The sequence below is a fragment of the Micromonospora sp. NPDC005171 genome (assembly GCF_040608575.1).
Lineage (GTDB): Bacteria > Actinomycetota > Actinomycetes > Mycobacteriales > Micromonosporaceae > Micromonospora.
Genome location: NZ_JBEXIM010000013.1, coordinates 51,231 through 72,968 on the forward strand (window position 1 = coordinate 51,231; position 21,738 = coordinate 72,968).

Here is a 21,738-nt window from a genome sequence, read left to right on the forward strand (position 1 = left end):
GGCACTGCGTCTGACTTTTTGCAGGCATGGGCGCCGCGCGTCGCCGCTGTTAGGTTCGCTGGCATGACTGTGCAGATCACGGCCGGGCAGTTTCACGGGGCTGACGGTGTCGAGGACTGGCGCTGCTTGTATCACGTGGTTTCTGCCCATTTCCGGACCGGCTCGATGACGAAGGGCGCCGCGCTCGTCAATGAAATTGGCCGGCTCGCCGACGAGGCCGAGCAGCAGTACCTCAACATTGACATGCGCTATGCCGGCGTCACGGTCTCACTGTCTCGCCGCGACATCGGGCTGGCACGGCGGATCTCGGCCGCTGCGAAGACGATGGACATCCCCGCTGATCCGACCGCTGTGCAGCTCATCAACGTCACTCTCGACGCGCTCGTCGGCGCGGAGGTACTGCCGTTCTGGCAGGCCCTATTGGGATACGACCAGATCGGCGATGACTACCTGGCCGACCCGTTGCGCCGTGGCCCAGGCTTCGGGTTGCAGCAGATGAAAGCGGCGCGTCCACATCGCAACCGCATGCACCTCGATGTCGCCGTCCCGCATGATCAGGCCGAGATCCGCATCGCTGCCGCTCTAGCCGCTGGAGGCCACCTGGCCTCCGATGCGCACGCGCCGAAGTGGTGGGTCTTGACCGACGCCGAGGGCAACGAGGCGTGCGTCGCCACCTGGGTTGGCCGCGAATAGGCCAACCAGCTTGAGGAGACAGCCGCTAGATCCACAGACCCGACCTCGATCCAGTGGGGTGCTGCGTTGATCTCAGGAGCGGGAGAGCGGATTCCAGCTGGCGATGGTGCCAGTGGTAGCGCGGTGACCGACGGATGGATCGTCTATGCCCACCTGCGCAAGGGTGTGGAGGTAGCGGTTGTGTAGCTGGTCGGCGGCCTCGTGGTCACCGAGGGCGGTGAGGACATCGACAAGGCGAGCGTGAAGGTCGGCGTTGTACGGGTCGATGCCAACGCCGCCCTGCAGAAGGATGAGAGCTCGCCGAGGGTCGTTCTCGCCGTCCGCGAGGGCGGCGCAGGCGTCGATGACGCGCCGGCGGGTGACCTCGCGGATGGGGGCCAGCCACGGCCATGTGCGTCCGGCGGCGAGGTCGGCGGGGTAGGCGTCACGGATCGCCTGCCAGGCTGTCGTGGTGTCCGTGACGGACGTGGCGGCGTGGTGAACGGCGGCGTGCAGGTGCCACAGGTCGACGTCCACCTGTGCGGGGTTGAGGCGGTAGCGGTCGTCGGTGTGCTCGATCACGTGGAGACCGCTGGCGCTGCGGATGGCGCCGCGGAGGTCGCTGAGGGTGGTGTAGAGCCGGCCGGGCAGGGAGCTGCGGGGTAGGCCCGGCCAGAGGGCCGCGGTCAGTGCCCGGGTGTCGGCGCCGTTGGGATGAGCGGCGAGGAAGGCGAGGACCTGAACGCCGGCGCTGCGCCGGATGATGAGGGGCTCGCCGTCGATGAGCAGCGTGGGCTCGCCCAGGACCTGCAGACGCAGCCGCTGGCTGGTGGCGGCCGGTGGCAGGCGTGGTGTTCCTCGGTTGCTCTGTCGCGGCAGCCGTGGTCCTGGTGTCACCGTTTGCGCCAGCGGCGTGCGCGGTGTCGTGGGGGAGAGCCTCGTTGGTTCGGGGTGGGCGATCACGGTGAGGAGGTCGATGGCGGTGACCTGGTCGAGGACGCACAGTCGAGGGACAGGGGTGTCGGGGTGGGTGGGGTCGTGGAGGTGGCCTGTCGGTTCGGCATGCCAGGTCTGGCCGGTCGGCCAGCTTCCCAGCACGACCAGCCTGCCGCCGTTCGCGGCCGTCACGCTGGCCAGGTGTGTCGTGTTGTCGGCGGCAAAGGGTTCCCCGGCCAGGATCACCATCCTCGGAGGGCCGACACCCTCGACGAGCCCGATGGCGCCGCCGGGGTCTTCCACGATGGTGAGCTGCGGCAGACGTCGGCCGAGCGGTTCCGCGTCGGGGCCGAGGAGGTCGGTCAGCGCTGCCCTGGTGATGACCAGCGTCGAGCCGGTGTGACGGTGGCTCGCCAGCAGTGCCGTGAGGAGCAGACCGCGGCCGATGGGCAGAGTTCCCGGTCCGGTGAGGCTCAGGCCACCGGTCGGGAGGACCCTGACGAGGGCGGTGAAGCTGTCCGTGGGTGCCGGGACGTTCGACGGTGCGGGAGCGTCGGCGAGGGCAGCCTGCACCGCAGTAACGGCCGGGGGTAACCGGGTGGTGTGTGCTTCGGGGGCGTTTGGGGTCAGTGGGCGGGGTCGGTAGTCGCGGCGGCGGCGTAGCCACAGCAGGGCCGTGGCGGCGGCGACCGACTCGGCGGTATCCCGGGGTAGCCATCCGCCGGGTAGGAGGATCCCGTCGTCGCTGACCGCCGTGTCGTCAGGCGTCGGGTTGGTGTCGGCGGGCTTCTCGGATGTTCCCGCTGCTGACGCTGGTGGTGGTTGCGGTGGGGCGGTGGCGACGGGATGGGTGGTGACACCGAACACTGCGGCTCCCGCCATTCCGCTGGCCGTCGCCTGCCACGGTGTGGGCAGGGGAACCTGTCGTAGCCAGGCCGCGGTGGCTTGTAGCCGGGTCACGGCCCGGACGGTGACGGTGTAGGCGAGCAACAGCCACAGCAGCCACGCGCCGATCGTCAAAGCGGCGGTGAGGGTTTCCTCGGTCAGCGGTTGCTGCACCCACGCCTGTACCTGCTTCGTGGTGGGCCACCCGCTGACGGGTGGGCCTATCAGAAAGAGCAGCACCGCGGGCGGGCCGGCCAGGAGCGCGAGGACGACCAGCAGTGACATCAGCTGGCGGGGCCACCGCACGTCACGTACCTCCACCCGGCGTGCCGGCGCCCACTGCTGGTGCTGTCGTGGCGGGGCTGGCTGGGGTGGGGCGGATGATGCGGGTCCACAGTCGGGCTGCCCACCACATCGCTACGGCCACGGCGTAGCTGACGCCGAGAATGCCGGCGGCCTGCTCGCTGACGATCGCGGCGCTGATGACCGCGACGGGGGCGCTGAGAATGAGGCGGAACATCAGCGGCGCCACCAGCGCCATGACCAGCCCGACGCCGAGGAGAAGTCCACCGACGCGCCCGGCGATGTCGATGAACAACAGCCGGTCGGGCCACCTGTCGGCCGTCAGCGAGTACTGGATCAACCCCATGCCGAGGGCGGCGGTGACGATCGATCCGGTCGGTGCGGCCAGCAGCGCCGACCAGCCGCCGTGCGGGGCACGCCATTGCCGGGCGGCGATCACCGCCATCGCCACGGCCATCACCACGATCGGCGTGATCGGCCACAGGGCCCATTTCAGGAACGGGCCCACGGGTTCGCCGAAGTACTGGCTGGTGACGACCGCGTAGAGGCCGGCGATCGCCGCGCCGAGGCTGACGGCGGCGAGGATGCCGATACTGACCTTCCCGCCCTCGGTACGGGTACTCGGGGTGGGGCTGCGTGCGGCGATCAGGGAACCGAGGACGGTCCCGGCGGCGAGGCAGGCTAGCAGGGCGAACACGCCGGCCATCGTGAACTCGCCCCAGTTCAAAGTCACCGAGCGGTAGACGTTCATCAGATTGTGCTGCTCGGCGGTCAGGAGGACCTGCCAGATCAGGGCCAGCGACGCGAAGCCCGGCACCGCGATCGCCACGGCCCGTCGCACCGGCGGTACCGGCACCTCCACCACAACCGCCGTTCCCGTGTGCGCGGCGCCAGCATCCGCGGCACCCCGGGCCGCGACGAGCTGCGGTTCGGGAACAACCGTGGGAGTGATGCCCGTGCGCTCGGCGACGACCGTGTCCAGGTGCGGCAGCTGGGCACTGCCGCCGACGCAAAAGATCCCCGCGAGGTCGCCGGCGGACAGTTCGGCAGCGGCGATCGTTTCCTCAACTAACTCCGCGACGCGTCGTACCACTGGCAGGGTGGCCTCAACGAGCATGGCGCTGTTCGCGACGACCGGTGCCTGGCCAGCGAGCGGCACCGTGACCGCAGGGTGGACTCCCAGGGATTCCTTCGCCGCGCGGACGCTCTGCGCGGTCACCCAATCGCCCACGCCGTCACCGGACGCGTCCCGACCGCCAGTCAGGGCGGCAGTCAAGGCCGAGTCGACGGCGGTGCCGCCGGCAGCAGGGTCAGCGAGGGTCGAGAGGACCTCAAACCCCGCCGGGCCCCGGCGGAGCACCGTCACCTCCGCGCCCGCGCCGACGTCACACACCACGATGAACGCCCCGACCGGCAGCTGCAGATCGGTCGCCAACAGATACTCGGCGACGGCTACCGGAGCCTCGACGAGACGCGGCTGCGCAAGACCCGCCCGATGCGCGGCCTGCCTCATCCAGGTCCGCCGCCGCGGTCCCCAACCTGCCGGCACCACCAGCCGTACATCCCGCACCGGCCCACCAGCAACCCGCTCCGCTTCGGCCGCGACCGTGCGCAGCGGCGCCGCCGCCAACGCGAGTCCCTCCACCGGCGTGCTGTCGACTGTCACGTCGCCCTCGATGGAGCGGCGAGGGCTCGGAATGAACCTGCTCGGCTGCTCGACGGCGGCCTGCCACGCCCGCTGTCCTGTCCGCACCTCCCCATCGGGGCTTACGTGCACGGCGCTGGGCAGATACGGCAGCCCGTCGAACGACAACGCCGACGCGCTGCCATCAGCCCAGGCCAGAACAGCCACGGTACTGGCGCCACCACAATCGATCGACAGTCGCGCATCCCCCGCCTGCATCCGCATAGTCAAACATGAAGATCTCGTTCACGTCATCAGGTGATCACACTCAGGCAGCGTGGGGCGAGACTCAGTTCGCTGATCTGCTGTAGTCGAGCTGTCGGCACGCTCGGGCGCCACAAAGCTGTCCTGGCTACTGAGAGAGGTACGCCTTGATGCTGGCGGGACGCACACTGCCGCTTCCGTCGCGGTGGCCCGTGCCGTGAGGGCGTACCGGTGGAGGGCGGATCCGTCGGCCGAGCTCAACGGCCGATGGGGCAAGTCGTCGCATGGTTTGGGCGACACCTGGCGATGGCAGCTGTCCCGACATCTGGAAGCTGTGCAACGGCGGCGTCGCGGTGATCGGGCAGGGCCTCACCGAGACCTACCAGGACCGGCTGCCCGAAGGTGTGTCTGTCGACCCCGGGGAGCGGCTTATCATCATTCCCCGGTCAACCATGATCGCGGTGAAGGCGGGCATTCCTGATGCGTGAACTCCTGGGCGGTGACCCCGGCGAGGTGCTGGCCCTCGACGATTACTGGGCCGACTTCGACCAACGGTTCTGGAAGACCGGCCCGCCGGGATTTTGGAAACTGGAACGGCAACAGACGTTCCAGGAGCCGCAGGATGAGGGCTGGCAGGCGTTCGCCGCCGGCCGATGGGAGGAGCCCTGCGGATTCTCGACGCGCGGCGTCCCGAGTTCGAGAACTACTACCGGCGCATCGCCGACAGTGGATTCGCTACCCGCCGGGTGCGGGTGGTGCAGGAGCCACTGACGCCCTACCTGCAGTGGGAGCTGCATGTGCTGCGGCTCCGCCACGAGTGCGGCGGGCTGACTCGAGTGGTGGCGCCGGGCCAGGTCGTCGCCGCGGAGGCGGGTGGTCCGCTGCCGGAGATCTACACCCTCGGCACGGACGTCATGTACGAGGCGATCTACGACGCCGACGGCGTACTCGAGGCGGCGCGGCGCTGGCGGAACCCGGACGTGGTGACACGGTGCCAGGAATTCATCGAATCGCTCTACGACAACGGCGAGTCCTTGAACGAGTTCTTCGCCCGAGTGGTGGCACCACTGGAGCCTCCCCGTCCGGGCTGACCGATGGCTGACAGCGAGGTGGAGCAAAGACGACCGGAGCACGTCAACCGGTCGGAGCTGTCCGGCCCCACCGACCTCGTGCAGGCCCGCGACGTGTACGGCGGGGTGCATATTTCGTGCCGGCTAAGCCTCCCTCGCCGAACTGCCTCCGCGTCAGCTCCCCGGCGGCATACGCGGCTTCGTCAACCGAGCCGAGGAGCTGCGCGCGCTGGACCGGCTGGTCGGCGATGAGGCCGTCGGCGCCACCCTCGTCGTTGTCACCGGCACCGCCGGCGTCGGCAAGATCGCTCTCGCGCTGCGTCGGGCGCACGCCGCGAGGCACCGGGCTCGTTGACGCGAATCGGGTCCGGCAGCGCCGAGCGCTCACTGGTCTACGTGCGCTCGTCACTGTTCCTAAAGAGATGACGACGGACCGCCGCACGCAATTCTTGTCCGCTTCTGCGGTTGGGTGCCGTATTGGCCGCCCATGGCCGACCCGGATGAAGCTCGTCCCAGGGCGATCGTCTTGCCATCCGAGCTTTTCCTGGAGAGTGGAAGCCGAAGCCCTCTAGGACGGTGTTCCACACGGGCTGATGATCACCCACCAGTAGACGTTCCGCTCCGGGAACGAACATCTCCTCTACGGGTAGGTACCTGACTTGGAAGTCAACGAGGCGCAAGCTGTCACATTGCTCGATCGTCCTCCGGTGTTCTAACAACCTGCGTCTCAGCCCGCCACCCTCAGGCAACCCCGAAGAGTTCCGACGCGGCCTCGAGGCACGAGTCGATCCTACGAAGAGGGGCACTGAGCACCGCGGCGTGGATACGGGTTGGTAGAGCTCGTGCGAGCCGATGTAGTAGATCGCGTAGATTCCGTCCCCCTTCGTCAGGGGCTGACGGGCAAGCGGGATGGTAGGCGCTGCCTCGAGTGCCCACTGCACACTCCGCTCGAGGTTCTCTCGCCGCAGCGGGTTGTAGAGCCCATCAAGTTCTCCCGGGCCGGGCTCGCTAGGCTCCCGTGTAAATTGCCGACTACCGTCCGATGCGAGTGGCCCTGCCTCTCCGAAATTCTGCTGCGACCGGCCCTTGTTCAGGAGGGTGAGCAGCCGGCGAGTATCACCTCCCAGGACTTGACAGATACTGCTGACGGTATCGAGAGACGGCATTGGACGACCCTGCCGAGTATTTAGAGCCTGGCTAATTGAGGTTCTGCTTCGTCGGCAACGTATGGCAAGTTGCTGTGTTGTCCATCCCTTCGCCGCTCTCAGGCGCATCAGCTCGGCCCCGAGTTCGGCTAAGTAGTCCTGTTCGGCCACGGCGAGCCTCCCTAGTTGCAGCCGTTCAGAGATGTTCAGGATCGCACAGGCTGAACACCACCTGGGCAGCGGCAGTTCACAGTGGTCGTCAAGTCGACGATGGAGGTCCTAGATGGCAGGCTCTTTGATCACGCTGCGGATCCTCATGGCGGTGATCGCCGTTTTGGCGTCTCTGCTGTGCGGAGTAATGGCCGGGATCCTGAAGCGCCTCGACGGTGCCAGCGTCCCCACAACGTTGATGCGGGCCGGTGCCACCTTTGGTGCGTGCCTGACCATCGGAGTGATGGTGATGGACCTTTTGTGGGGCACGTAGGCGAAAGCGGATCAACAGCATCAACCGGACGCGAGGGAGTAGGAGGAGCCGCCTCTCTGAGTCTGCTGGGCCGACTTCGCATCGCCGACTCCCTCGCCGGCACCACCGCGGTCGAATCGAAACAGGCCACTCGACGATGCTCACCACCTAAACGCCCTCGCCGAGCAGGTGCTGACCTACGCCCTCCTCGCACCAGAGTCCGACCACCTGGTCACCGCAGTCGTCATGTACCTCGCCCGCTGCCACGTGCTGACCCTCAACCCACTCGATACGTTCCTTCCCGCTCTACCGGACAACCCATCGGCATCGCCGAAGCCGGCCGTCGCTTCGTCGCTCTTGTTCAAGCAGAACAGCCAGCACGTCGACCATCTGCGCTCTTCAAGCAACGTTCCGCAGGCGATGTGGGGCGGATCCGGAAGTCGGAGGTGCGAGGTGCGCGAGTTGCTGCGTGGTAACCGATCTCCGTGGCCGAGCAGGCCGTCTAGCGGTGTTTTCGAGAGCGCTTCGTTCACACCGAAGAGGTCGCTGGTTCGATACCAGCATCGCCCACTCTCAGTTTGTGCAGGTCAGAAGCCCGTTGCCGGATTCATCGGTAACGGGCTTTGCGGTATGTGCTGCTTACATTGGGAGCAGATTGGGAGCAGCGCGGCTGGCTCTGGGTTCGGACCGGCATGGACCCGCCCGGCTGCGTGACCTGATTTGCAGCCCCGAGTGGGGACTGCTGGCTAGTTGAGACGCTGGTCCTACCGCTACCGGCGCCCACATCACGGGAGGGTGCCCCCGCGCTGTGGCTCACGGGCTGACGGGTGGCCGTCGGTCCGGTGGTCCGCCCACTCGCCGGTCCACATTGCGAGGTCGTGTACCCAGGTCTCCGTGCTTCGCCGGGACTTGGCGGCCCACTTCGTTGCGTTCCTTGAAGCGAAGTCGTCCAGGACCAAACGGTCAGTCGCGGTCCATGCGGGAAGCTGGGTGAGCCACTGTTCTGCCTGTTCGGCGCTGTGGCCGCTACCGATCAGCCATGGGACGAGCAACGCGAGTTCGACCCATGCGGCGGCCTTGGTTGCCCACGCCCAGTCCACGATGCGTAGGCCGAGTGGGGTCACGATCAGGTTCGCTGGGTTGAGGTCCGAATGGATGAGTGTCCCGCCGTCCATCGCCGGGTGCGCGAACCCGAGCCGGGCTGCCGGGGTGAACCACGTCTCGCCAGGCGCCGGCGTCTCCTGAAGTGTTTTCAGTGCGGCTAGGAGCAGATTGAGATCCGTGCTGCCGGGAGACAGGTCGGGGTGGGGACCGGCAAGATGCTCGGTCCCCACCACCAGCCAGCCATCGGATTCGAACTGCCACAGGACTGCGGGCGGGTCCCGGTCGATGGCCCGGGTTACCGCCAGTTCGTAGCGCAGCGACCGAACGCTCAACTTCCCGGAGGCCGCCTTGACGAAGACCTGTCTGGCTGGTCCGGTCACCGTTGAGGCGATCTCAGCGTGGTCGCCACTGGGAGCATGGGCGACGTCAAAGGTTCCGCCGACCCGTTCGGCGATCCCTGCCGTGACACTCTCCGGCAGAGCGGTCCAATCGCTACGCATCGGTTCTCTTCTCTGCTACTTGTCCGGCTGAGGCGGGATCGGCAGACAGCAGGACTCAGCCTCACCTAAAAGTCGAGGTCGACCCGGTAGCCGGTCCCATGTCTCGTCCTCGCGAGTGGCGGATGGGTCATGGTCGCAGATTTGGATGACTGGTCTGGCCCTCGGTCGCGGTCGTCCTGGTTGGCTGGATGTCGCCGTGGAGAGGGCTGCGGCGCATGGAACAGATGACCGGGCCTTCGGGCAATTGAATCGCCGATTCTGGAATGTAGCCATGCTGGACATGCAGGCTCTGGGCATCGGGGGTGGTGCTGGTCCAGGACAGTAGGTTCACATGGTCGAGTCGGCTGCGATGGTGGCTGAGCAGGGCCGTGCCGTGTCCTGACCGCCTGGCGCTGGGCGACACGGCGAGGAACGCGAGGTGGTAGTGGGGCTCACTGGGTCGGTCTTTGGTGAGTAGCCGATCGAGTAGGTCGAAGCGATCGGTGTGGGGGCCTGCGGCATCGCTGAGGCGGGTGGGGTAGTTCGCTGGCGGCGGGATGGGGCGGTATCGGTGGAAGCCGACGGTGGCGGCGGTGGCGTCGTCGGTGAGGTGGACGTCACCGTAGAACAGGGCGTGCTCAACCCAGATGGCGAGGACATCGGTGAGGATTCGACGTCGCGGGCCGGGGTCGGTGATCAGCCATGTTGCGAGAGGGCTGGGATGGAGGGCGTCGGCGATGAGTGCGGCGACGTGGTCTTTGTCCGCCCAGCGGGCGGCGCGGATACGCGGAACAGTGTCCATGGGGGTTCCTTAGAAGGGTCTTGATTGCGGGGTCAGGAGGTGCTGCTGCTGTTGGCGCGGGTGTGGACGAGGAACAGGTGGTAGTCGTCGACCAGGGGGCCGGTGCGGTCGCTGCTGGGTGGTGATGTGAGTGCTGCTCGTTCGTAGGCGAGCAGTTCGCCGGTGGTGGGGTTGAGGATCAGCAGGAAGCGGATGTCGTCGGTGGTGGCGCTGACGCCGATGCCGGTTCGGCCTGCCCGGTCTCTCACCGGGCCGTGGTAGGTGATGCCGGGGTTGTCGCGCAGGACGGTGAGGATCGCGGTGCGGGCTGCTTGGTTGGGGGTGCGCCAGCCGAGCAGGCTGGCGAGGCCGCGAATGACGGCGGTGGGTCCGAGGAATCGGGGTTGGGTGGCGTCGATGTGCGCGGTGAGCGCTGCTGGGTCGGCGGCGATCGGACCGATGGGTCCGTCCAGCTCGCCGGGGTAGTAGGTGCTGTCGTCGGTGGGCTGATTGCCGCCGGGGTAGCGGCTGCGGATGACGCGTCCGGAGGCGTCGTCGGCGCGCCAGCGCTGCTCTTCGAACAGCACGACCCGCGTTGTGGTGCTGTTGCCCGCGATGGTGGTGTCTGCGGCCCATTGCAGTAGGTGGACGTAGGCGAATCGGCCCGGGATGGCATCGCAGCCGGACGGCCCCGCCGTGACCGCTTTGAGAGCCTGCCCCGCCGGGGGCGACGCCGGCAGACGCGTCGGCGACGAATCAAGTTTCTGCTGTGCGCGTGCCTTGAGTTGTGCCGCGGTCAGGGCGGCGGGCGACAGACACGGCGCCACGGCTGGGGGCGATGCGGTGGCGTTGGAAGGCGAGGGTGCGGATTGGGTCGTCCCAGCGGTGCCCGTCCAGATCGGAATGGCCGTGGCGGTAGCGAGCAGGCCGAGCGCGCAGACGGCGGCAGTGACCTTTACGGCTCGCCGGCCCACCAGGTGGGGGTTGTCGGTCGGGGGTCGCAGGTGGGGCAGGTTGTTCACGGTGAGCTTTCTTGAGGTGAGGTGGATTGGGGCTAGCGGTAGGCGGCGGTGGTGAGGTCACCGACGGCGGCGTCTACGGCGGCGGTGATGTCGCGTACCGGCTGGTAGTGCTGCGCGGCGATGGCTTTCAGGCGGCTGGTCAGGGTGGTGATGTCGTCGTCGAGGTAGAGGTGGTGGGTGAGGCCGAGGTCGGCGACGAGGCCGGCGAGGGCGGCGGTGTGGTTGTTGGGTTGTTCGTGGCCGGCGGCGAGGTAGCGCAGTCGGGAGCGGGCGATGACCGCCCATTTGCTGTCGGTGGGCAGGTAGGTGTCGGCGCGCATGAGGCCGCCGAGGCGCCGTCGGGTGTGGTGTCGCAGGATTCCGCCGGCAACGAGGCCAGCGCGGGTGCGGTCGTAGAGGTCGGCGGAGAACCCGCGCAGCCACCCCCGCAGGGGTGGGTGGGTGTGGCGGATGGTGGCGGTCGCGGCGTCGGCGATCAGGTCTCCGACTGGCCGGTCGATGTGCGGGTGTATCCGTTGGTGGTTGGCCGGGTCGGTGTCGTCGTTCGGGTCGAGGGTCACCCGCCCGGCCAGGTACAGGTCGATCAGGACCGCGCCTGCGAGGCCGAGGGCGAGGGTTTGCCGGTGCACGTGTGCGTGTCCGGTGTCGTCGTCGTGGCCGAGGAGGAACAGGTCATCACGCAGGGGCAGGCGCGGGATCGACGCGGTCATCGCCGGGTTCCTACCGCAGCCCGACGGTGAGCCGTCGCAGCCGCTCGTGTGCCCCGCCATAGGCGGGACCGGCGGCGGGGAGCAGGGTTTTGTCGATGGCGGCGAGGACGGTGTAGTTGGGGTCGCACACGTTGCCGATCGGCGCCCGCCCCGCCTGCGACACGAGCTGGTAGGCGTCCAGGGTTTCCAAGCCGGTCAGGGCGCTGGCCCAGCCGACGAGGTCATGCTGGGCGATGCGGTAGGCATCCTCCAATGGCCTCGCGCACCCGATCGTCAGGATGTCCCGGTCGGTCTCCAACCGCGGCCACCGGGTGGGCACGCCTTTGATGACGTCGATGGCGAGGGTGGTGGTCGTGGCGATCTCCACGCCGACGCCGCAGGCCTCGCCCTCGCCCTGGCGGGCGTGCCCGTCGCCGAGGGCCAGCATGGCCCCGTGAACGTTCACCCCCAGGTACAGGGTGGTTCCGGCGCGCAGGTGCGGGGTGTCGAGGTTCCCGCCGTGGGTGTCGGGCACGAGTGTGGAGCGGGCCTCGAACGCCGGGGGCGACACCGATCGTGCCGATCATCGGGTCCAGCGGCAGGTCCACGCTGTGGTCGCTGCGGGTGGCCTCGAACCGTACGGTCCCGGCGTGCCGGTCGATGCCGTACACCCACACCCGCTCCTCCAGCGGCGGCTGCAGGGTGGCGGTGTGGGAGGTGGACGTCAGTGCCCCGAAGTGCGGGAACGTCGACGACACACCCCAGTCCCGCGCGGGAACGATAGAGGCGAGGTGGACGGCGAGGGTGTCGCCGGGCTCGGCGCCCTCGACGAAGAACGGCCCGGACACCGGATTGAGGTACGGCATGCGGCACACCTGCGACGGCAGGTCCGCCGGCCCCCTCACGAGACCACCGAAGCAGTCCTCCGTCGCGACGGTGAACACGTCACCGCCGCGTACGTGCGCGACTGGCATCCGGCCGCCGAAGGTGTAGGCCAGCTCGTCGCGGGCGGGCCGGTAGGTGAACGTGTCCATGCCGGTCACACCCGCTCCACGTGACGTGCCTGCGGCTGCGCGGGCGCCAGTCCCGAGAGGGCAGGCCGGCGGCCGGACAGGTACAGGCCGGCCAGGACGACTATCCCGAGGGCGAGCCATGCCAGGCCGAGGCGCTGGGCGGCGATGTTGGCGTTGACCACCACCCACACCAAGATGGCGAAGCCGACGGCGGGCATGACCAGGTGCGCCCACCAGTTGCCGCTGCGCTCCCGGATGAGGTGGTGCACCACGACGGAGACGTGCAGGACGAGGAACGCGACCATCGCCCCGAAGTTGATCAGCGACGACAATAGGGTGATCCCATCCGAGCGGGTCGCCATGTACAGGCCCAGCGCCAGGGACACCGCGCCGGTGAGCAGCGTCGCGTTGATCGGAACGTTGCGGCGGATCGACACCTTCGCCAGGAACGCCGGCAGTTGTCGGTCGCGGGCCATCGCGTACAGCAGCCGAGAGGTGGCGACCTGCGCGACCATCGAGTTCGGCAATCCCCACGCGATGGCTGTCGCGACCGCGCACAGCGTCGCCAGCCAACCCCCGCCAGCCGCGGCGGCGGCGTCATAGAACGCGGTCCCGTTCGGATCACCCTCGGCCAGCAGCGAGGCCGGGTCGGGGACGAGAATCGCCGCCAGCCACGTCTGCGCGACGAACAGCACCCCCGCCAAGACCAGAACGGTGGCCATCGCGCGGCCGATTTGCCGGGAGCCGCCCTTGGTCTCCTCGGCCAACATCGAGATGCCGTCGAAACCGAGGAAGGACAGCACGGCGATCGACACCGCACCCGCCATCACCGACCAGGTGAAGGTGTCGGAGTTGTAGAACGCCGCCCAGCTGAACCGACCCTTGCCGGTCGCGAGGGCCCAGCCTGCGACGGCCAGGAACACCGCCAGCACGATCAACTCGCCGATAAGCATCACCCGGGTGACCACCGCGGTCATGCGGATCCCGACCGAGTTGACGATCGTGTTGACCGCGACGAACCCGACTAGCCACAGCCACACCGGCACCGCCGGGACCGTCGCGTGCATCGCCACCGACGCCACCAGATACAACAGCCCCGGCACGAGGACGTAGTCGAGGAGGATCACCCAGCCGGCGAGGAACCCGACCGGCGGGCTGATGCCGCGCCCGGCGTAGTTGTAGACGCTGCCCGACATCGGGAACGCCTTCACCATCTGCGCGTACGAGAACGCCGTGAACACCAACGCCACCACACCGATCACGTACGCCAGAGCGACCAGCCCACCGGAGCCGGCGTAGACGCTGCCGAAGATCGCCATCGGTGCGATCGGCACCATGTACACCAAGCCGTACGCGACCAGATCCCGGAACCTCAACTGACGAGACAACTCCTGGCGGTATCCATAGCGGGCCAAATCCTGCTCGTACACAACATCCTCCGCGGGTTTCAATAGTCAGTGAATGGAATATTGCGTCTGCCGAGTACGCCGACCGAGTGAAGAAGGCCATCGATGCACCTGCTCGTGGACAGGCCCGTCGGCGGAGAGTTGCCGGCCGATCGACGCCAGCAGTTGCGGCGCGATGACCGAATGCGCCACCAGCGTTGGGATCAGGAGGGGCATGAGTTTCTTGGCAGCAGGCACGGTGAACCTTCCCTCGGTGAGTTGGCATCGCTGGCTGGTGACTACAGCGCAGCGGCGGCGATGACGCCGGCATAGAGCAACCTAAGACGAAATTGATCAATGTCGGCCAGTCCTGCCAAGCGGCTCCGACAATCCACTGACAATCTCGGCATCGCCAACATCCGCCGTATATACATGTCAGTGGATTGTCGGAGATGAACGGCAGCCCTTATCGACACGGCCACCGACGATTTCTGATGTTTGAGTCAGCGCCCGCGTCGACGTCGCTGGCGATGAGGGACCGCAGCCGCGATGCGGCGTGACGGTCTGCCGTGTCCATGACCCCTTGGGAGGGCATGCACCATGACCAGTTCATCCATGCCGGAGGTCGGAGAGGTTGGCCGTCTGGCCGCCGAGATCCTCGACAAGATGCAGGCGCACCCGGCCTACGGCCGGCTGCAGAGCTCGTCGATGAAGTACTCCACCTGCTGGGCCACGTTCACCGGCTACCCGGCCATCAGCCGTTGGTCGTTGGAGCGTGATGCCGCTCCGCTGCTGGGCGAAGCGCTGCGTGTGCTGGCGCTCAAAGCTGCCGTGTTCGAGCTCACTGGGGGCGACGAGCACGCCGCTGAACTGCTGGTGCCGGCGCCGGTGGACGAGATGATCCACGCCGTGCTGGCCCAGTTCACGCTGATGACGCGCCTGCAGCGCGACCTGGGCGTTGCTTTCCCGCACGCCACGGAGTTGGAGGAGTTCACCTACACCCGTGGCGGCATCACCGACGCCTACTACGCCGCCGCCGGGTGGGGAGAGCAGCCACTGCGGTACTGGCTGGACTCGGCCGAGGTGAACCGACGTCTCGGCCTGCTCAACGAGCGCTACCAGGCGGCCGGCCTCGGCCGGGATGGACGCAGCCACGACTTCGACTTCGACCGGCACGAGCCGGTCGGCGCCGGGGTCAGCGGTTAGCCAACTCCACCGACAGCACCCGCCGCAGGGCCGTCACCGCTTCCTTCGCTCCGAACCGTTCGGCGGCCAGCCGCTCGGCGCGGGCAACAGCGGCGAAGATCCCTTCGGCGGGTGCCTGCCGCAAGACGGCTACGAGCCAACCATCCAGATCGACCACGTCGGCGGGCAACTCCAGCGCCGCCGCCGTCGGCGCCGGTCGGGGCGCGTGATCGGGGACCAGTTCCCCGTCCGAGGCGTACCGGCCGGCGGGAAGGCCCACCCGGAACGGATGAACGCAAACGGCGACACCGTCCGCGGTTGCCCGCCACCCCAGGTCAGGTCGGTACGCGAATTCGGGTCCCGGCCGGTCGATCACATCGAACTGGCCCGGCCCGAGCTGCTGAGCCGGACACACCACGCAGGTCCGCTCACACCATTGCGGAAGGGGCCCCGGCATGCCGCCGATCGTACGGCAATCAGGAGGTACCAGGGTATGACGGTCTTATCGCCTCCCCGCCCTGCCGCGATCGAACGCGCCCTCCGCGACACTCGAACGTGGTGCGCGGGGCACACCATCGACGACCGACCAGCCCTGGTCCACGCGCTGCGCGTCGCAGTGACCATCGGGCAACACGTCCCCGCCCCAGCACAGGACGTCATCGTCGCCGCGCTCCTGCACGACGCACCGGAATTCGCCCCGACAGAAACAGACATCTACCAGACGCTCACCGCCAACTACGGGAGCGAGGTCGCCCGGATCATCGCCGCCCTTCAGGCCGAACACCGCGCCCTTGATGAACCCGACCCGCCCATCCGCGTTGACGACCAGCCCGTCCTTCTCGCCTCGACCGCCGACAAAATCGTCGCGCTGACCTCGCTGCTACGCCGGGCCCAGAGCACCGGCAATGCATCGGACTTCTTTGACCGGCGCGCGGCGCTACGCGGACTACTGCCGTACTTCCGGGCTTTCCAACGCGCCGCACATCCTCGGCTGCCAGCCAGCATGTCGGCGCACCTCGACGCCGCCCTCGCGCCGATCGAGCGCGCCACTGCTTGTGCGCAGGGCGCGGGTGCACGGTGAACAGCGCCATGCTCGATGATCAGCTCCGCACGCACCTACGAGGTGACCTGCTCGCCGCATCACGACGGGTACCGACGCGGCGACAAATCATCCAGACATGGGAGCTGTCCTCGGTCGAGCGCTGGTTCTTCCCCGATGGCAGCAGCCTGATCTGCAAGATCGCCACGGCACCGTTCACGGGCGAGGCGACCGTCCTATGCGCCCTCAACAACCAGCAAGCCCCGGTCCCGCTGCTGAACGGCTACACAATGCGCCCTAATGGTCTGGGCATGCTGATGGAGGACCTTGGCGAGCCGAGCCGGACCGCGACGCTCGCTGAGGCTGCCGCCACGGCCCAGTGGGCTCACGCCACTGCCGGCATCCCCAACCTCCCGACCTTCGACGAAGGGGGCTTGGCACGGCTACCAGGGCAAGGTCTGGACGCGTTAGACGAGCTCCGTCGGCAAGGGCGCTTCACCCACGATGCGGAAGGGATTGAAGCGGTGCTGCAGCGACTCGCTGCCACCGCACGACACAGAGCCAACGGTGCCGAGCGACCACCGTTCGGGCTGTGCCACGGCGAATTCCACCGCACTTCGCTGCACGTCAGCCGCACCGGCTGCCGCCTCGTTGACTGGGCCAAGGCGTTCACCGGACCGGGCCTACTCGACCTGGCCACCTGGTTCGGCACCCGCAGACCAACCGAACCCCGACTCCTCAGCAAACTCATCCACGCCTACGTCGCCGCAGGCGGCCACCCCGAGGCCGAAGCCGACCGGGGCGGGCTTTCCGCTGCCCGATGGGCGCTGGGCTGGCACCGGGTGTGGGCAGCCTGGTGGCTGCTCACGACCGCCGCCGCTGGCCACCACCCTGCCTCCGCCGACCGGCGCCATACCCAAGTCGTCCTCCGGCAACTCCAGGGCGCACTGGACCTGCTCGGGACACCCTCGCCTCTCAGCGCCAGCCGCCCATCACCTACTGCAAGAAGATCCTCGTGAAGCGCCTTGTCGTCGACACCGACGCCTCGTTCTGCTACTTCCGCACCTCCGTCGGAGGCGACGGGCGCAAGGCGTTGGTGCAGTTCACCGAACGGTGCAACCTGCCCGCGCCCATTGCTTCGTCTCCTCGAACGCCGCCGGGTCCGACCTGTCCTGGGTCGACTTCATCGCCCCGTGCTGCCACGGCTTCTCGCCGCCCGCGTCGAACGCCTCACGCGCCGAGGGGCGTAGTCGCCACCGTTGTCCACCGGTAGCTGCGGTGTTCTCGACGTAGCGCAATCAACGATGCTTGTCGGATGGTCACCCGGGCGGGTTGCTGGTGGCGGAGGTCGTTAAGGCGGGTGCGGATTGGTCCGGTCGGTGCCTGACCGCCGCTGTAGGCGATCGTCACATGTGGCCGGAATCCATCTGAGGCCTCCGGCACGGCCTGCCATACCGCGCCGATGGCACCTCGGATGGTGGCGCGGAGGTGTTCGAGGCGGTCCCAGGGACGGACGAGCAAGCCGATTCCTTCGGCGTCGGGGTCGACCGGCCCGAGCGACAACTCCAGCGGCGGCAGGCCGGCGCAGCGTCGACGAGTCTCGGCAACTACCGCTGCGACGTCGGTGTTGGTGACCTCGTCAGTGAAGCCGAGACCTTGCATGGTCAGGTGGAGCCCGTCGAGCGGAACCAAGTCCAGTCCGGGCAGAGCGAGTTGACGTTGCAGGTCGGCGACGAGGTGATGGAGTTCAGGTTGATGCTCGAAGGTGAGGTGCCAGGTGTAGAACTGGCGGTCGGCCCGCCAGCCCGGGCGCCAGTACCAGTGGTTGGTGAGTCTGGGCAGGTCCTGGTAGGCGGTCCAGCGCTGGTGCTGGCTGGCCAGTTCCCGGCTGCTCATGAGAGCGATGGTAGAGCGCCCTGCCCGGTGCCAGCGACCGGTGTGCGGTCGGCGAGCAGGTCGGCGACGTGCCGTAGCTGCGGGTGGCAAGCGAAGGGGTGGGCAGCGGCGAGGAACTGATGGGCGCGTTGGGTGACCGATTCGAAACGCTGGTCTGCGGTGAGGGTGAGCGCCTCCACCGCCAGTGCGCCTGCCTCCTCGGGGTCGGGGCTGTTGGCGTGCAGGTGCGCGGTGGCCAGGTCGAGGCGGCAGAGTGCACGCGGGCCAGCCAACCCTGCGGTGTCGAAGGCGGTGATCGCGGTGGTGAGATGGTTGGTGACGCCTGCGGTGCGGCCGAGCGCCAGGTAGGCGGTCGCCGCGTTGGCCGCGGTCCTGGCCGGGCAGTACGGGCCGAGGGCGAGACTAGCGCTGACCGACGAGCCGGCCGGGTAGTCGGACAGCATGGTGAACGCGTGGTCGACGGCGCGGTCAACGCCGTACCGGTCTCCGAGACGGGCGAGGGCTCGCGCCTGACCGTTGATCGTGAGGCGGATGCGGTGCCCGCTGGTGCCGCCACGGCGCAGGCCGTCCTGGGCGTAGGCCAGCGCGTCATGGTAGTCACCGGCGTAGAAGGCGATCAGGCTTTGCGTGGCGCGTGCCCAGGCTTGCGCGTCGGACTGCTCGGCAGCCTCGGCGAGGTCGAACGCTTCGGCGGCATAGGCGTGAGCCGCACCGAATGCGCCGAGGTCAAGGGCGAGTGCGCCGAGAAGTCCGGATAGGTGAGCAGCGACGGCGTAGAGCCGGGCGCGTTGCGGTGGGTGCTGCCGGCCTTCCATGAGCTGGTCGACGTAAGAGCGCAGCGGTCGCATACGCGCTATGAGGATTACCGGGGTGAGACGCTCGTTGTCGGCGATTGCCTGGCGGACCTCGTTCTCCAGATAAGCGAGACGAATATTGTCATCGACGGAAGACTTCAGTGCCAGCCGGCGGGCATCGATACGGTCCTCGCGTTCCCACAGAACAGCACCGCCATTCGCTCCAGAATCGTCATGGCCAGCATCGGTCGGCGTCGCCAGCCCCGACGCGCTCCTGGCCTCCTGGATCGCCGATGAGCGTCGTCGTTGACGATTGAACTCGGTGATGCGGTCGTACTCCCTGACGAGCATGCCACCGGCCTGCAGCACGGTGTCGCAGCGCGCCCAGAAGGCACGGTCCGGGTGCTGGTGACCGGTCTCGGTGTTCGCCACGGAGCTGCGGCCGTACTGCACGAGCCGCGCCAAGTCGTGCTGGGTGTGACCGCCAGCCCTGCGCAACTGCGCGAGCCGGCGGCCGAGCTCGCGGCGGGCGGCCTTGGTCTCGTCGCTGTCAGCCATCGCTGTTAACCCCTCGGTCTACTGCAGACGTGCGGTCACGATGTGTGCAGACGATAGCTGCTGCCTGTGAAAATCGTTCCGGGTCGGCCGAGCAGCGCCGAGCATCTGAGCGAGCACCGGCGCCGTCGACGACCGCTGCGAGATCGAGCAGCTTCGTCAGGCTCCCATTGTCGATAGCGGCGGCAGCCCGTGGCAGGACCACAATGTCGGAGTTTTGTCGGAGTTTGATATCGACATTTGCCGACAATGTCGGCGCACGTCGCTGCGGGTGCGTCGACCGGTCGGTGTCCGGTCCCTGCATGCCCCTCCGAGCGTCGGACGTTACCGCCAGCCTGCCTCGCAAGCGGACGACAGCTGGACTGCTGATCACCGATGGCGACGAGCGGGTCCTGCTGGTCGAATCGGCCTACAAGGCGCAATGGGAGATCCCCGGCGGGTGGGTCGAGGCTGACGAGTCTCCGTACCAGGCCAGAATCCGGGAGTGCCGGAGAAGCTCGGCCTTGACCTGACACCGGCCCGCGTGGAAGTTGTTCGAGGAGGACCCATGAGGCTGGGCGACAGGATCGCCGAAGTGTCGGTGAACGACGCCGTCCGCGCCTCCGTGAGCTATGACCAACTGCGTACCGGTGGTGACGGCCTGTACTGGCTGGAGACTCGCCCCGACGCCGGCGGGGGTACGACGGTGACACGGTGGCGGTCCGGCGAGGGCAAGCGTGATGTCAGTCCGAAGGGCTTCGATGTCGCCAGCGGCGTTCACGCGTACGGAGGCGGGTCGTTCGCTCTCGCCGAGGGGACGTTGTGGTGCGTCGGCAGCGATGGCCTCTACCGGAGCCGTCGTCACGGCGATGAACCAGAATTGGTCAGCCATGGATCCTTCGGTGACCTGACGATCGGCGACGGCGAGTTGCTGGCTGTGCGGGAGTCGGAGCAGGGTGACGAACTCGTCGCGGTGCCGCTCACCGGGGCCTCGCAGGTACGGACTCTTGCCGTGTCGCGGGGGTTTCTCGGTGCCCCTCGGCCGAGTCCGGATTGGTTGGCCTGGACCGCGTGGAGCGAGCGCGATATGCCCTGGGACGGGTGTGAGGTGTGGTTGGCCTCCTACCCGCCGCGTGGTTCGGTCGAGAGTGCAGTGAGATTGGCCGGTGGTCCGGATGAGTCTGCGGTGGAGCCGCGGTGGGGACCCGACGGGGCGTTGTACTTCCTGTCGGACCGCAGTGGTTGGTGGAACCTCTACCGGTGGAACGGCCTCAATGTGGGGGCGGTGGCGCCGATCGCGGGTGAGTGTGCCGCGGAGCCTTGGGAGTTGGGTTACGCGTCGTACGGTTTCCTCGACGACGGTCGAATAGTCATGGCGGTGCAGGAGGGGCCGCGACACCGCCTTGTCGTCGTCGAGCCCGACCGCACTGTCCGCCCGGTCGACCTCCCGTATACGTCGATCAAGCCGTACCTGGCTGTTCGCGGGACGGCGGTGGCGTTGATCGGATCGTCGCCGACCGTAGCCCCGCAGGTCGCGCTCTTGGATATGGCTGACGCTGACCCCCAGGTGGAGGTACTTGCCAGGTCGGAGCATCCCGCACTCGAAGGGGCGCGAGTGTCGACGCCGACGGAGCTGCGTCTTCCAGTGGCCAGTGGTCGGGAGGTGCTTGCCCTGGTCTATCCGCCGACGGGTGCGGCGGCGGACTGGCGGGCGCCGGTGATCGTTCGGGCGCATCCGGGGCCTACCGCCTCCTGCCTGCTGCGCCTGGATTGGCAGGCGCAGTTCTTCACCAGTCGCGGGTTCGCCGTCGTGGATGTCGACTACCTGGGTAGCACCGGGTACGGCCGGGTGTTCCGGGAATCGCTGTACGGCCGGTGGGGCCTGGACGATGTCGTCGACTGCGCGTCAGTGGCGGTGCACCTGCTATCGGCGGGACGGGCGGTGCCGGGGCAAGTGTTCATCCGGGGCGCCAGCGCCGGCGGATACACCGCGTTGCACGCGGTGGCCGAGGACGGTCCGTTCGCCGCTGCCACCGCCGTTTCGGCGATCGTGGATCCTGACCGGTGGGCCCAGACGGTGCCGCGGTTCCAGCAGGCGCACGCCATGCGGCTGGGAGGTGGTGCTGGCCCAGTCCGTGCCGCCGCTGTCCAACGGCCGGTGCTGCTCATTCACGGCACCGCCGACGAGGTGGCCGTAGTCGAGGATGTCCGCCACCTCGCCAAGGAGCTGACGTCTCTCGGCATGGCGTCCAAGATGTTGCTTCTCCCTGATGTCGGCCACTATGTGGCGTCGTCCCGTCGAGCAGGCGCGGCGCTGGAGGCGGAGCTGGCTCACTACCTCTCGGTGATGACCTGTACAGCAGATGACCTTCGGGGGGACGGTCATGAGCAGTGAAGAAGCGACAGGAGTGTCTTGCCGATGCGGTTGCACGACCGAGCAACGGGCCGGCGGCCG

At 68.0% G+C, this 21,738-nt stretch carries 22 protein-coding genes and 1 pseudogene; 11 read left to right on the forward strand and 12 right to left on the reverse strand.

Features of this window, described 5'->3' with window-relative positions; genetic code table 11:
• The first annotated feature begins 63 nt into the window (after positions 1–63).
• The gene (locus ABZU74_RS18070) at positions 64–693 is read left to right on the forward strand and encodes a VOC family protein (protein ID WP_355424777.1); all 630 of its coding nucleotides are present in this window, start codon (positions 64–66) and stop codon (positions 691–693) included.
• A gap of 72 nt (positions 694–765) precedes the next feature.
• On the opposite strand, the gene ABZU74_RS18075 is transcribed toward ABZU74_RS18070, so the two are convergent.
• Together ABZU74_RS18075 and ABZU74_RS18080 are read right to left on the reverse strand one after the other, a co-directional pair.
• Positions 766–2,799 carry a hypothetical protein gene (locus ABZU74_RS18075; protein WP_355424780.1) on the reverse strand — a complete coding sequence of 678 codons (2,034 nt, stop codon included), beginning with the start codon at positions 2,797–2,799 and terminating at the stop codon, positions 766–768.
• 1 nt (position 2,800) lies between these two features.
• On the reverse strand, positions 2,801–4,549 hold the full coding sequence (locus ABZU74_RS18080) for an Hsp70 family protein (RefSeq protein ID WP_355424783.1): 1,749 nt from the start codon (positions 4,547–4,549) through the stop codon (positions 2,801–2,803).
• A 419-nt stretch (positions 4,550–4,968) separates the two neighbouring features.
• On the opposite strand from ABZU74_RS18080, the gene ABZU74_RS18085 reads away from it, so the two are divergent.
• Genes ABZU74_RS18085 through ABZU74_RS18095 form a run of 3 tightly spaced genes read left to right on the forward strand, consistent with a single transcriptional unit; the run spans position 4,969 to position 5,775 of the window.
• Positions 4,969–5,172: a hypothetical protein gene (locus ABZU74_RS18085; protein WP_355424785.1), complete on the forward strand. Its 204-nt coding sequence runs from the start codon at positions 4,969–4,971 to the stop codon at positions 5,170–5,172.
• Positions 5,165–5,455: a DUF6879 family protein gene (locus tag ABZU74_RS18090; protein ID WP_355424788.1), complete on the forward strand. Its 291-nt coding sequence runs from the start codon at positions 5,165–5,167 to the stop codon at positions 5,453–5,455. The genes ABZU74_RS18085 and ABZU74_RS18090 overlap by 8 nt, the downstream gene beginning before the upstream one ends.
• Complete coding sequence (locus ABZU74_RS18095) at positions 5,338–5,775, forward strand: DUF6879 family protein (RefSeq protein ID WP_355424791.1); 438 nt, start codon at positions 5,338–5,340, stop codon at positions 5,773–5,775. Before ABZU74_RS18090 ends, ABZU74_RS18095 begins: the two co-directional genes overlap by 118 nt.
• 371 nt (positions 5,776–6,146) lie before the next feature.
• On the opposite strand, the gene ABZU74_RS18100 is transcribed toward ABZU74_RS18095, so the two are convergent.
• A complete protein-coding gene (locus tag ABZU74_RS18100) occupies positions 6,147–7,070 on the reverse strand; it encodes an Eco29kI family restriction endonuclease (protein WP_355424794.1) in 924 nt (307 codons plus the stop codon).
• 112 nt (positions 7,071–7,182) lie between these two features.
• On the opposite strand from ABZU74_RS18100, the gene ABZU74_RS18105 reads away from it, so the two are divergent.
• Complete coding sequence (locus ABZU74_RS18105; protein ID WP_355424797.1) at positions 7,183–7,383, forward strand: hypothetical protein; 201 nt, start codon at positions 7,183–7,185, stop codon at positions 7,381–7,383.
• 764 nt (positions 7,384–8,147) lie between these two features.
• On the opposite strand, the gene ABZU74_RS18110 is transcribed toward ABZU74_RS18105, so the two are convergent.
• The 6 genes and pseudogenes from ABZU74_RS18110 to ABZU74_RS18135 all read right to left on the reverse strand — a co-directional run bounded on the left by ABZU74_RS18110 (position 8,148) and on the right by ABZU74_RS18135 (position 13,880).
• The gene (locus ABZU74_RS18110; protein ID WP_355424800.1) at positions 8,148–8,966 is read right to left on the reverse strand and encodes an aminoglycoside phosphotransferase; all 819 of its coding nucleotides are present in this window, start codon (positions 8,964–8,966) and stop codon (positions 8,148–8,150) included.
• Between the two features lie 127 nt (positions 8,967–9,093).
• On the reverse strand, positions 9,094–9,747 hold the full coding sequence (locus ABZU74_RS18115) for a GNAT family N-acetyltransferase (RefSeq protein WP_355424802.1): 654 nt from the start codon (positions 9,745–9,747) through the stop codon (positions 9,094–9,096).
• A gap of 32 nt (positions 9,748–9,779) precedes the next feature.
• Complete coding sequence (locus ABZU74_RS18120) at positions 9,780–10,313, reverse strand: hypothetical protein (RefSeq protein WP_355424805.1); 534 nt, start codon at positions 10,311–10,313, stop codon at positions 9,780–9,782.
• 467 nt (positions 10,314–10,780) lie between these two features.
• Positions 10,781–11,458, reverse strand: a complete 678-nt coding sequence (locus tag ABZU74_RS18125; protein ID WP_355424808.1) for a GPP34 family phosphoprotein — start codon at positions 11,456–11,458, stop codon at positions 10,781–10,783.
• A 10-nt stretch (positions 11,459–11,468) separates the two neighbouring features.
• Positions 11,469–12,480: pseudogene (locus tag ABZU74_RS18130) on the reverse strand (acetamidase/formamidase family protein).
• Positions 12,477–13,880 carry an APC family permease gene (locus ABZU74_RS18135; RefSeq protein WP_355424811.1) on the reverse strand — a complete coding sequence of 468 codons (1,404 nt, stop codon included), beginning with the start codon at positions 13,878–13,880 and terminating at the stop codon, positions 12,477–12,479. The pseudogene ABZU74_RS18130 and the gene ABZU74_RS18135 overlap by 4 nt, the downstream one beginning before the upstream one ends.
• A gap of 81 nt (positions 13,881–13,961) precedes the next feature.
• On the opposite strand from ABZU74_RS18135, the gene ABZU74_RS18140 reads away from it, so the two are divergent.
• Together ABZU74_RS18140 and ABZU74_RS18145 are read left to right on the forward strand one after the other, a co-directional pair.
• Positions 13,962–14,168 carry a hypothetical protein gene (locus tag ABZU74_RS18140; RefSeq protein WP_355424814.1) on the forward strand — a complete coding sequence of 69 codons (207 nt, stop codon included), beginning with the start codon at positions 13,962–13,964 and terminating at the stop codon, positions 14,166–14,168.
• Between the two features lie 267 nt (positions 14,169–14,435).
• Entirely contained in the window at positions 14,436–15,041 is a 606-nt protein-coding gene (locus ABZU74_RS18145) for a hypothetical protein (RefSeq protein WP_355424817.1), read from the forward strand.
• Here the strand turns inward: ABZU74_RS18145 and ABZU74_RS18150 are convergent.
• Positions 15,031–15,300, reverse strand: coding sequence for a hypothetical protein (locus ABZU74_RS18150; protein WP_355424820.1), 270 nt, complete (start codon positions 15,298–15,300; stop codon positions 15,031–15,033). The genes ABZU74_RS18145 and ABZU74_RS18150 overlap by 11 nt on opposite strands.
• Before the next feature lie 336 nt (positions 15,301–15,636).
• Here ABZU74_RS18150 and ABZU74_RS18155 point away from each other — a divergent pair, with 336 nt between their 5' ends.
• Both ABZU74_RS18155 and ABZU74_RS18160 read left to right on the forward strand, forming a co-directional pair.
• A complete protein-coding gene (locus tag ABZU74_RS18155; protein WP_355424823.1) occupies positions 15,637–16,101 on the forward strand; it encodes a metal-dependent phosphohydrolase in 465 nt (154 codons plus the stop codon).
• Entirely contained in the window at positions 16,098–17,078 is a 981-nt protein-coding gene (locus tag ABZU74_RS18160; protein WP_355424826.1) for a phosphotransferase, read from the forward strand. Before ABZU74_RS18155 ends, ABZU74_RS18160 begins: the two co-directional genes overlap by 4 nt.
• A gap of 211 nt (positions 17,079–17,289) precedes the next feature.
• On the opposite strand, the gene ABZU74_RS18165 is transcribed toward ABZU74_RS18160, so the two are convergent.
• Positions 17,290–17,955: a 2'-5' RNA ligase family protein gene (locus tag ABZU74_RS18165; RefSeq protein WP_355424829.1), complete on the reverse strand. Its 666-nt coding sequence runs from the start codon at positions 17,953–17,955 to the stop codon at positions 17,290–17,292.
• Positions 17,952–19,307, reverse strand: a complete 1,356-nt coding sequence (locus ABZU74_RS18170; protein ID WP_355424832.1) for a helix-turn-helix transcriptional regulator — start codon at positions 19,305–19,307, stop codon at positions 17,952–17,954. Before ABZU74_RS18170 ends, ABZU74_RS18165 begins: the two co-directional genes overlap by 4 nt.
• 299 nt (positions 19,308–19,606) lie before the next feature.
• Between ABZU74_RS18170 and ABZU74_RS18175 the strand changes: the two genes are divergently transcribed.
• Positions 19,607–19,816 (forward strand): NUDIX hydrolase, encoded by a 210-nt coding sequence (locus ABZU74_RS18175; RefSeq protein ID WP_355424835.1) that lies wholly within the window; start codon positions 19,607–19,609, stop codon positions 19,814–19,816.
• 683 nt (positions 19,817–20,499) lie between these two features.
• Positions 20,500–21,678, forward strand: coding sequence for a prolyl oligopeptidase family serine peptidase (locus ABZU74_RS18180; protein WP_355425014.1), 1,179 nt, complete (start codon positions 20,500–20,502; stop codon positions 21,676–21,678).
• Positions 21,679–21,738: the final 60 nt, after the last annotated feature.

What these genes read in the sequence shown, in the direction of transcription:
- ABZU74_RS18070 (WP_355424777.1), top strand. Translation starts at nt 64, where the DNA reads ATGACTGTGCAGATCACGGCCGGGCAGTTTCACGGGGCTGACGGTGTC.
- ABZU74_RS18085 (WP_355424785.1), top strand. Translation starts at nt 4,969, where the DNA reads ATGGTTTGGGCGACACCTGGCGATGGCAGCTGTCCCGACATCTGGAAG.
- ABZU74_RS18090 (WP_355424788.1), top strand. Translation starts at nt 5,165, where the DNA reads ATGCGTGAACTCCTGGGCGGTGACCCCGGCGAGGTGCTGGCCCTCGAC.
- ABZU74_RS18095 (WP_355424791.1), top strand. Translation starts at nt 5,338, where the DNA reads ATGGGAGGAGCCCTGCGGATTCTCGACGCGCGGCGTCCCGAGTTCGAG.
- ABZU74_RS18105 (WP_355424797.1), top strand. Translation starts at nt 7,183, where the DNA reads ATGGCAGGCTCTTTGATCACGCTGCGGATCCTCATGGCGGTGATCGCC.
- ABZU74_RS18110 (WP_355424800.1), bottom strand. Translation starts at nt 8,966, where the DNA reads ATGCGTAGCGATTGGACCGCTCTGCCGGAGAGTGTCACGGCAGGGATC.
- ABZU74_RS18115 (WP_355424802.1), bottom strand. Translation starts at nt 9,747, where the DNA reads ATGGACACTGTTCCGCGTATCCGCGCCGCCCGCTGGGCGGACAAAGAC.
- ABZU74_RS18125 (WP_355424808.1), bottom strand. Translation starts at nt 11,458, where the DNA reads ATGACCGCGTCGATCCCGCGCCTGCCCCTGCGTGATGACCTGTTCCTC.
- ABZU74_RS18140 (WP_355424814.1), top strand. Translation starts at nt 13,962, where the DNA reads ATGCACCTGCTCGTGGACAGGCCCGTCGGCGGAGAGTTGCCGGCCGAT.
- ABZU74_RS18145 (WP_355424817.1), top strand. Translation starts at nt 14,436, where the DNA reads ATGACCAGTTCATCCATGCCGGAGGTCGGAGAGGTTGGCCGTCTGGCC.
- ABZU74_RS18165 (WP_355424829.1), bottom strand. Translation starts at nt 17,955, where the DNA reads ATGAGCAGCCGGGAACTGGCCAGCCAGCACCAGCGCTGGACCGCCTAC.
- ABZU74_RS18170 (WP_355424832.1), bottom strand. Translation starts at nt 19,307, where the DNA reads ATGGCTGACAGCGACGAGACCAAGGCCGCCCGCCGCGAGCTCGGCCGC.
- ABZU74_RS18175 (WP_355424835.1), top strand. Translation starts at nt 19,607, where the DNA reads ATGCCCCTCCGAGCGTCGGACGTTACCGCCAGCCTGCCTCGCAAGCGG.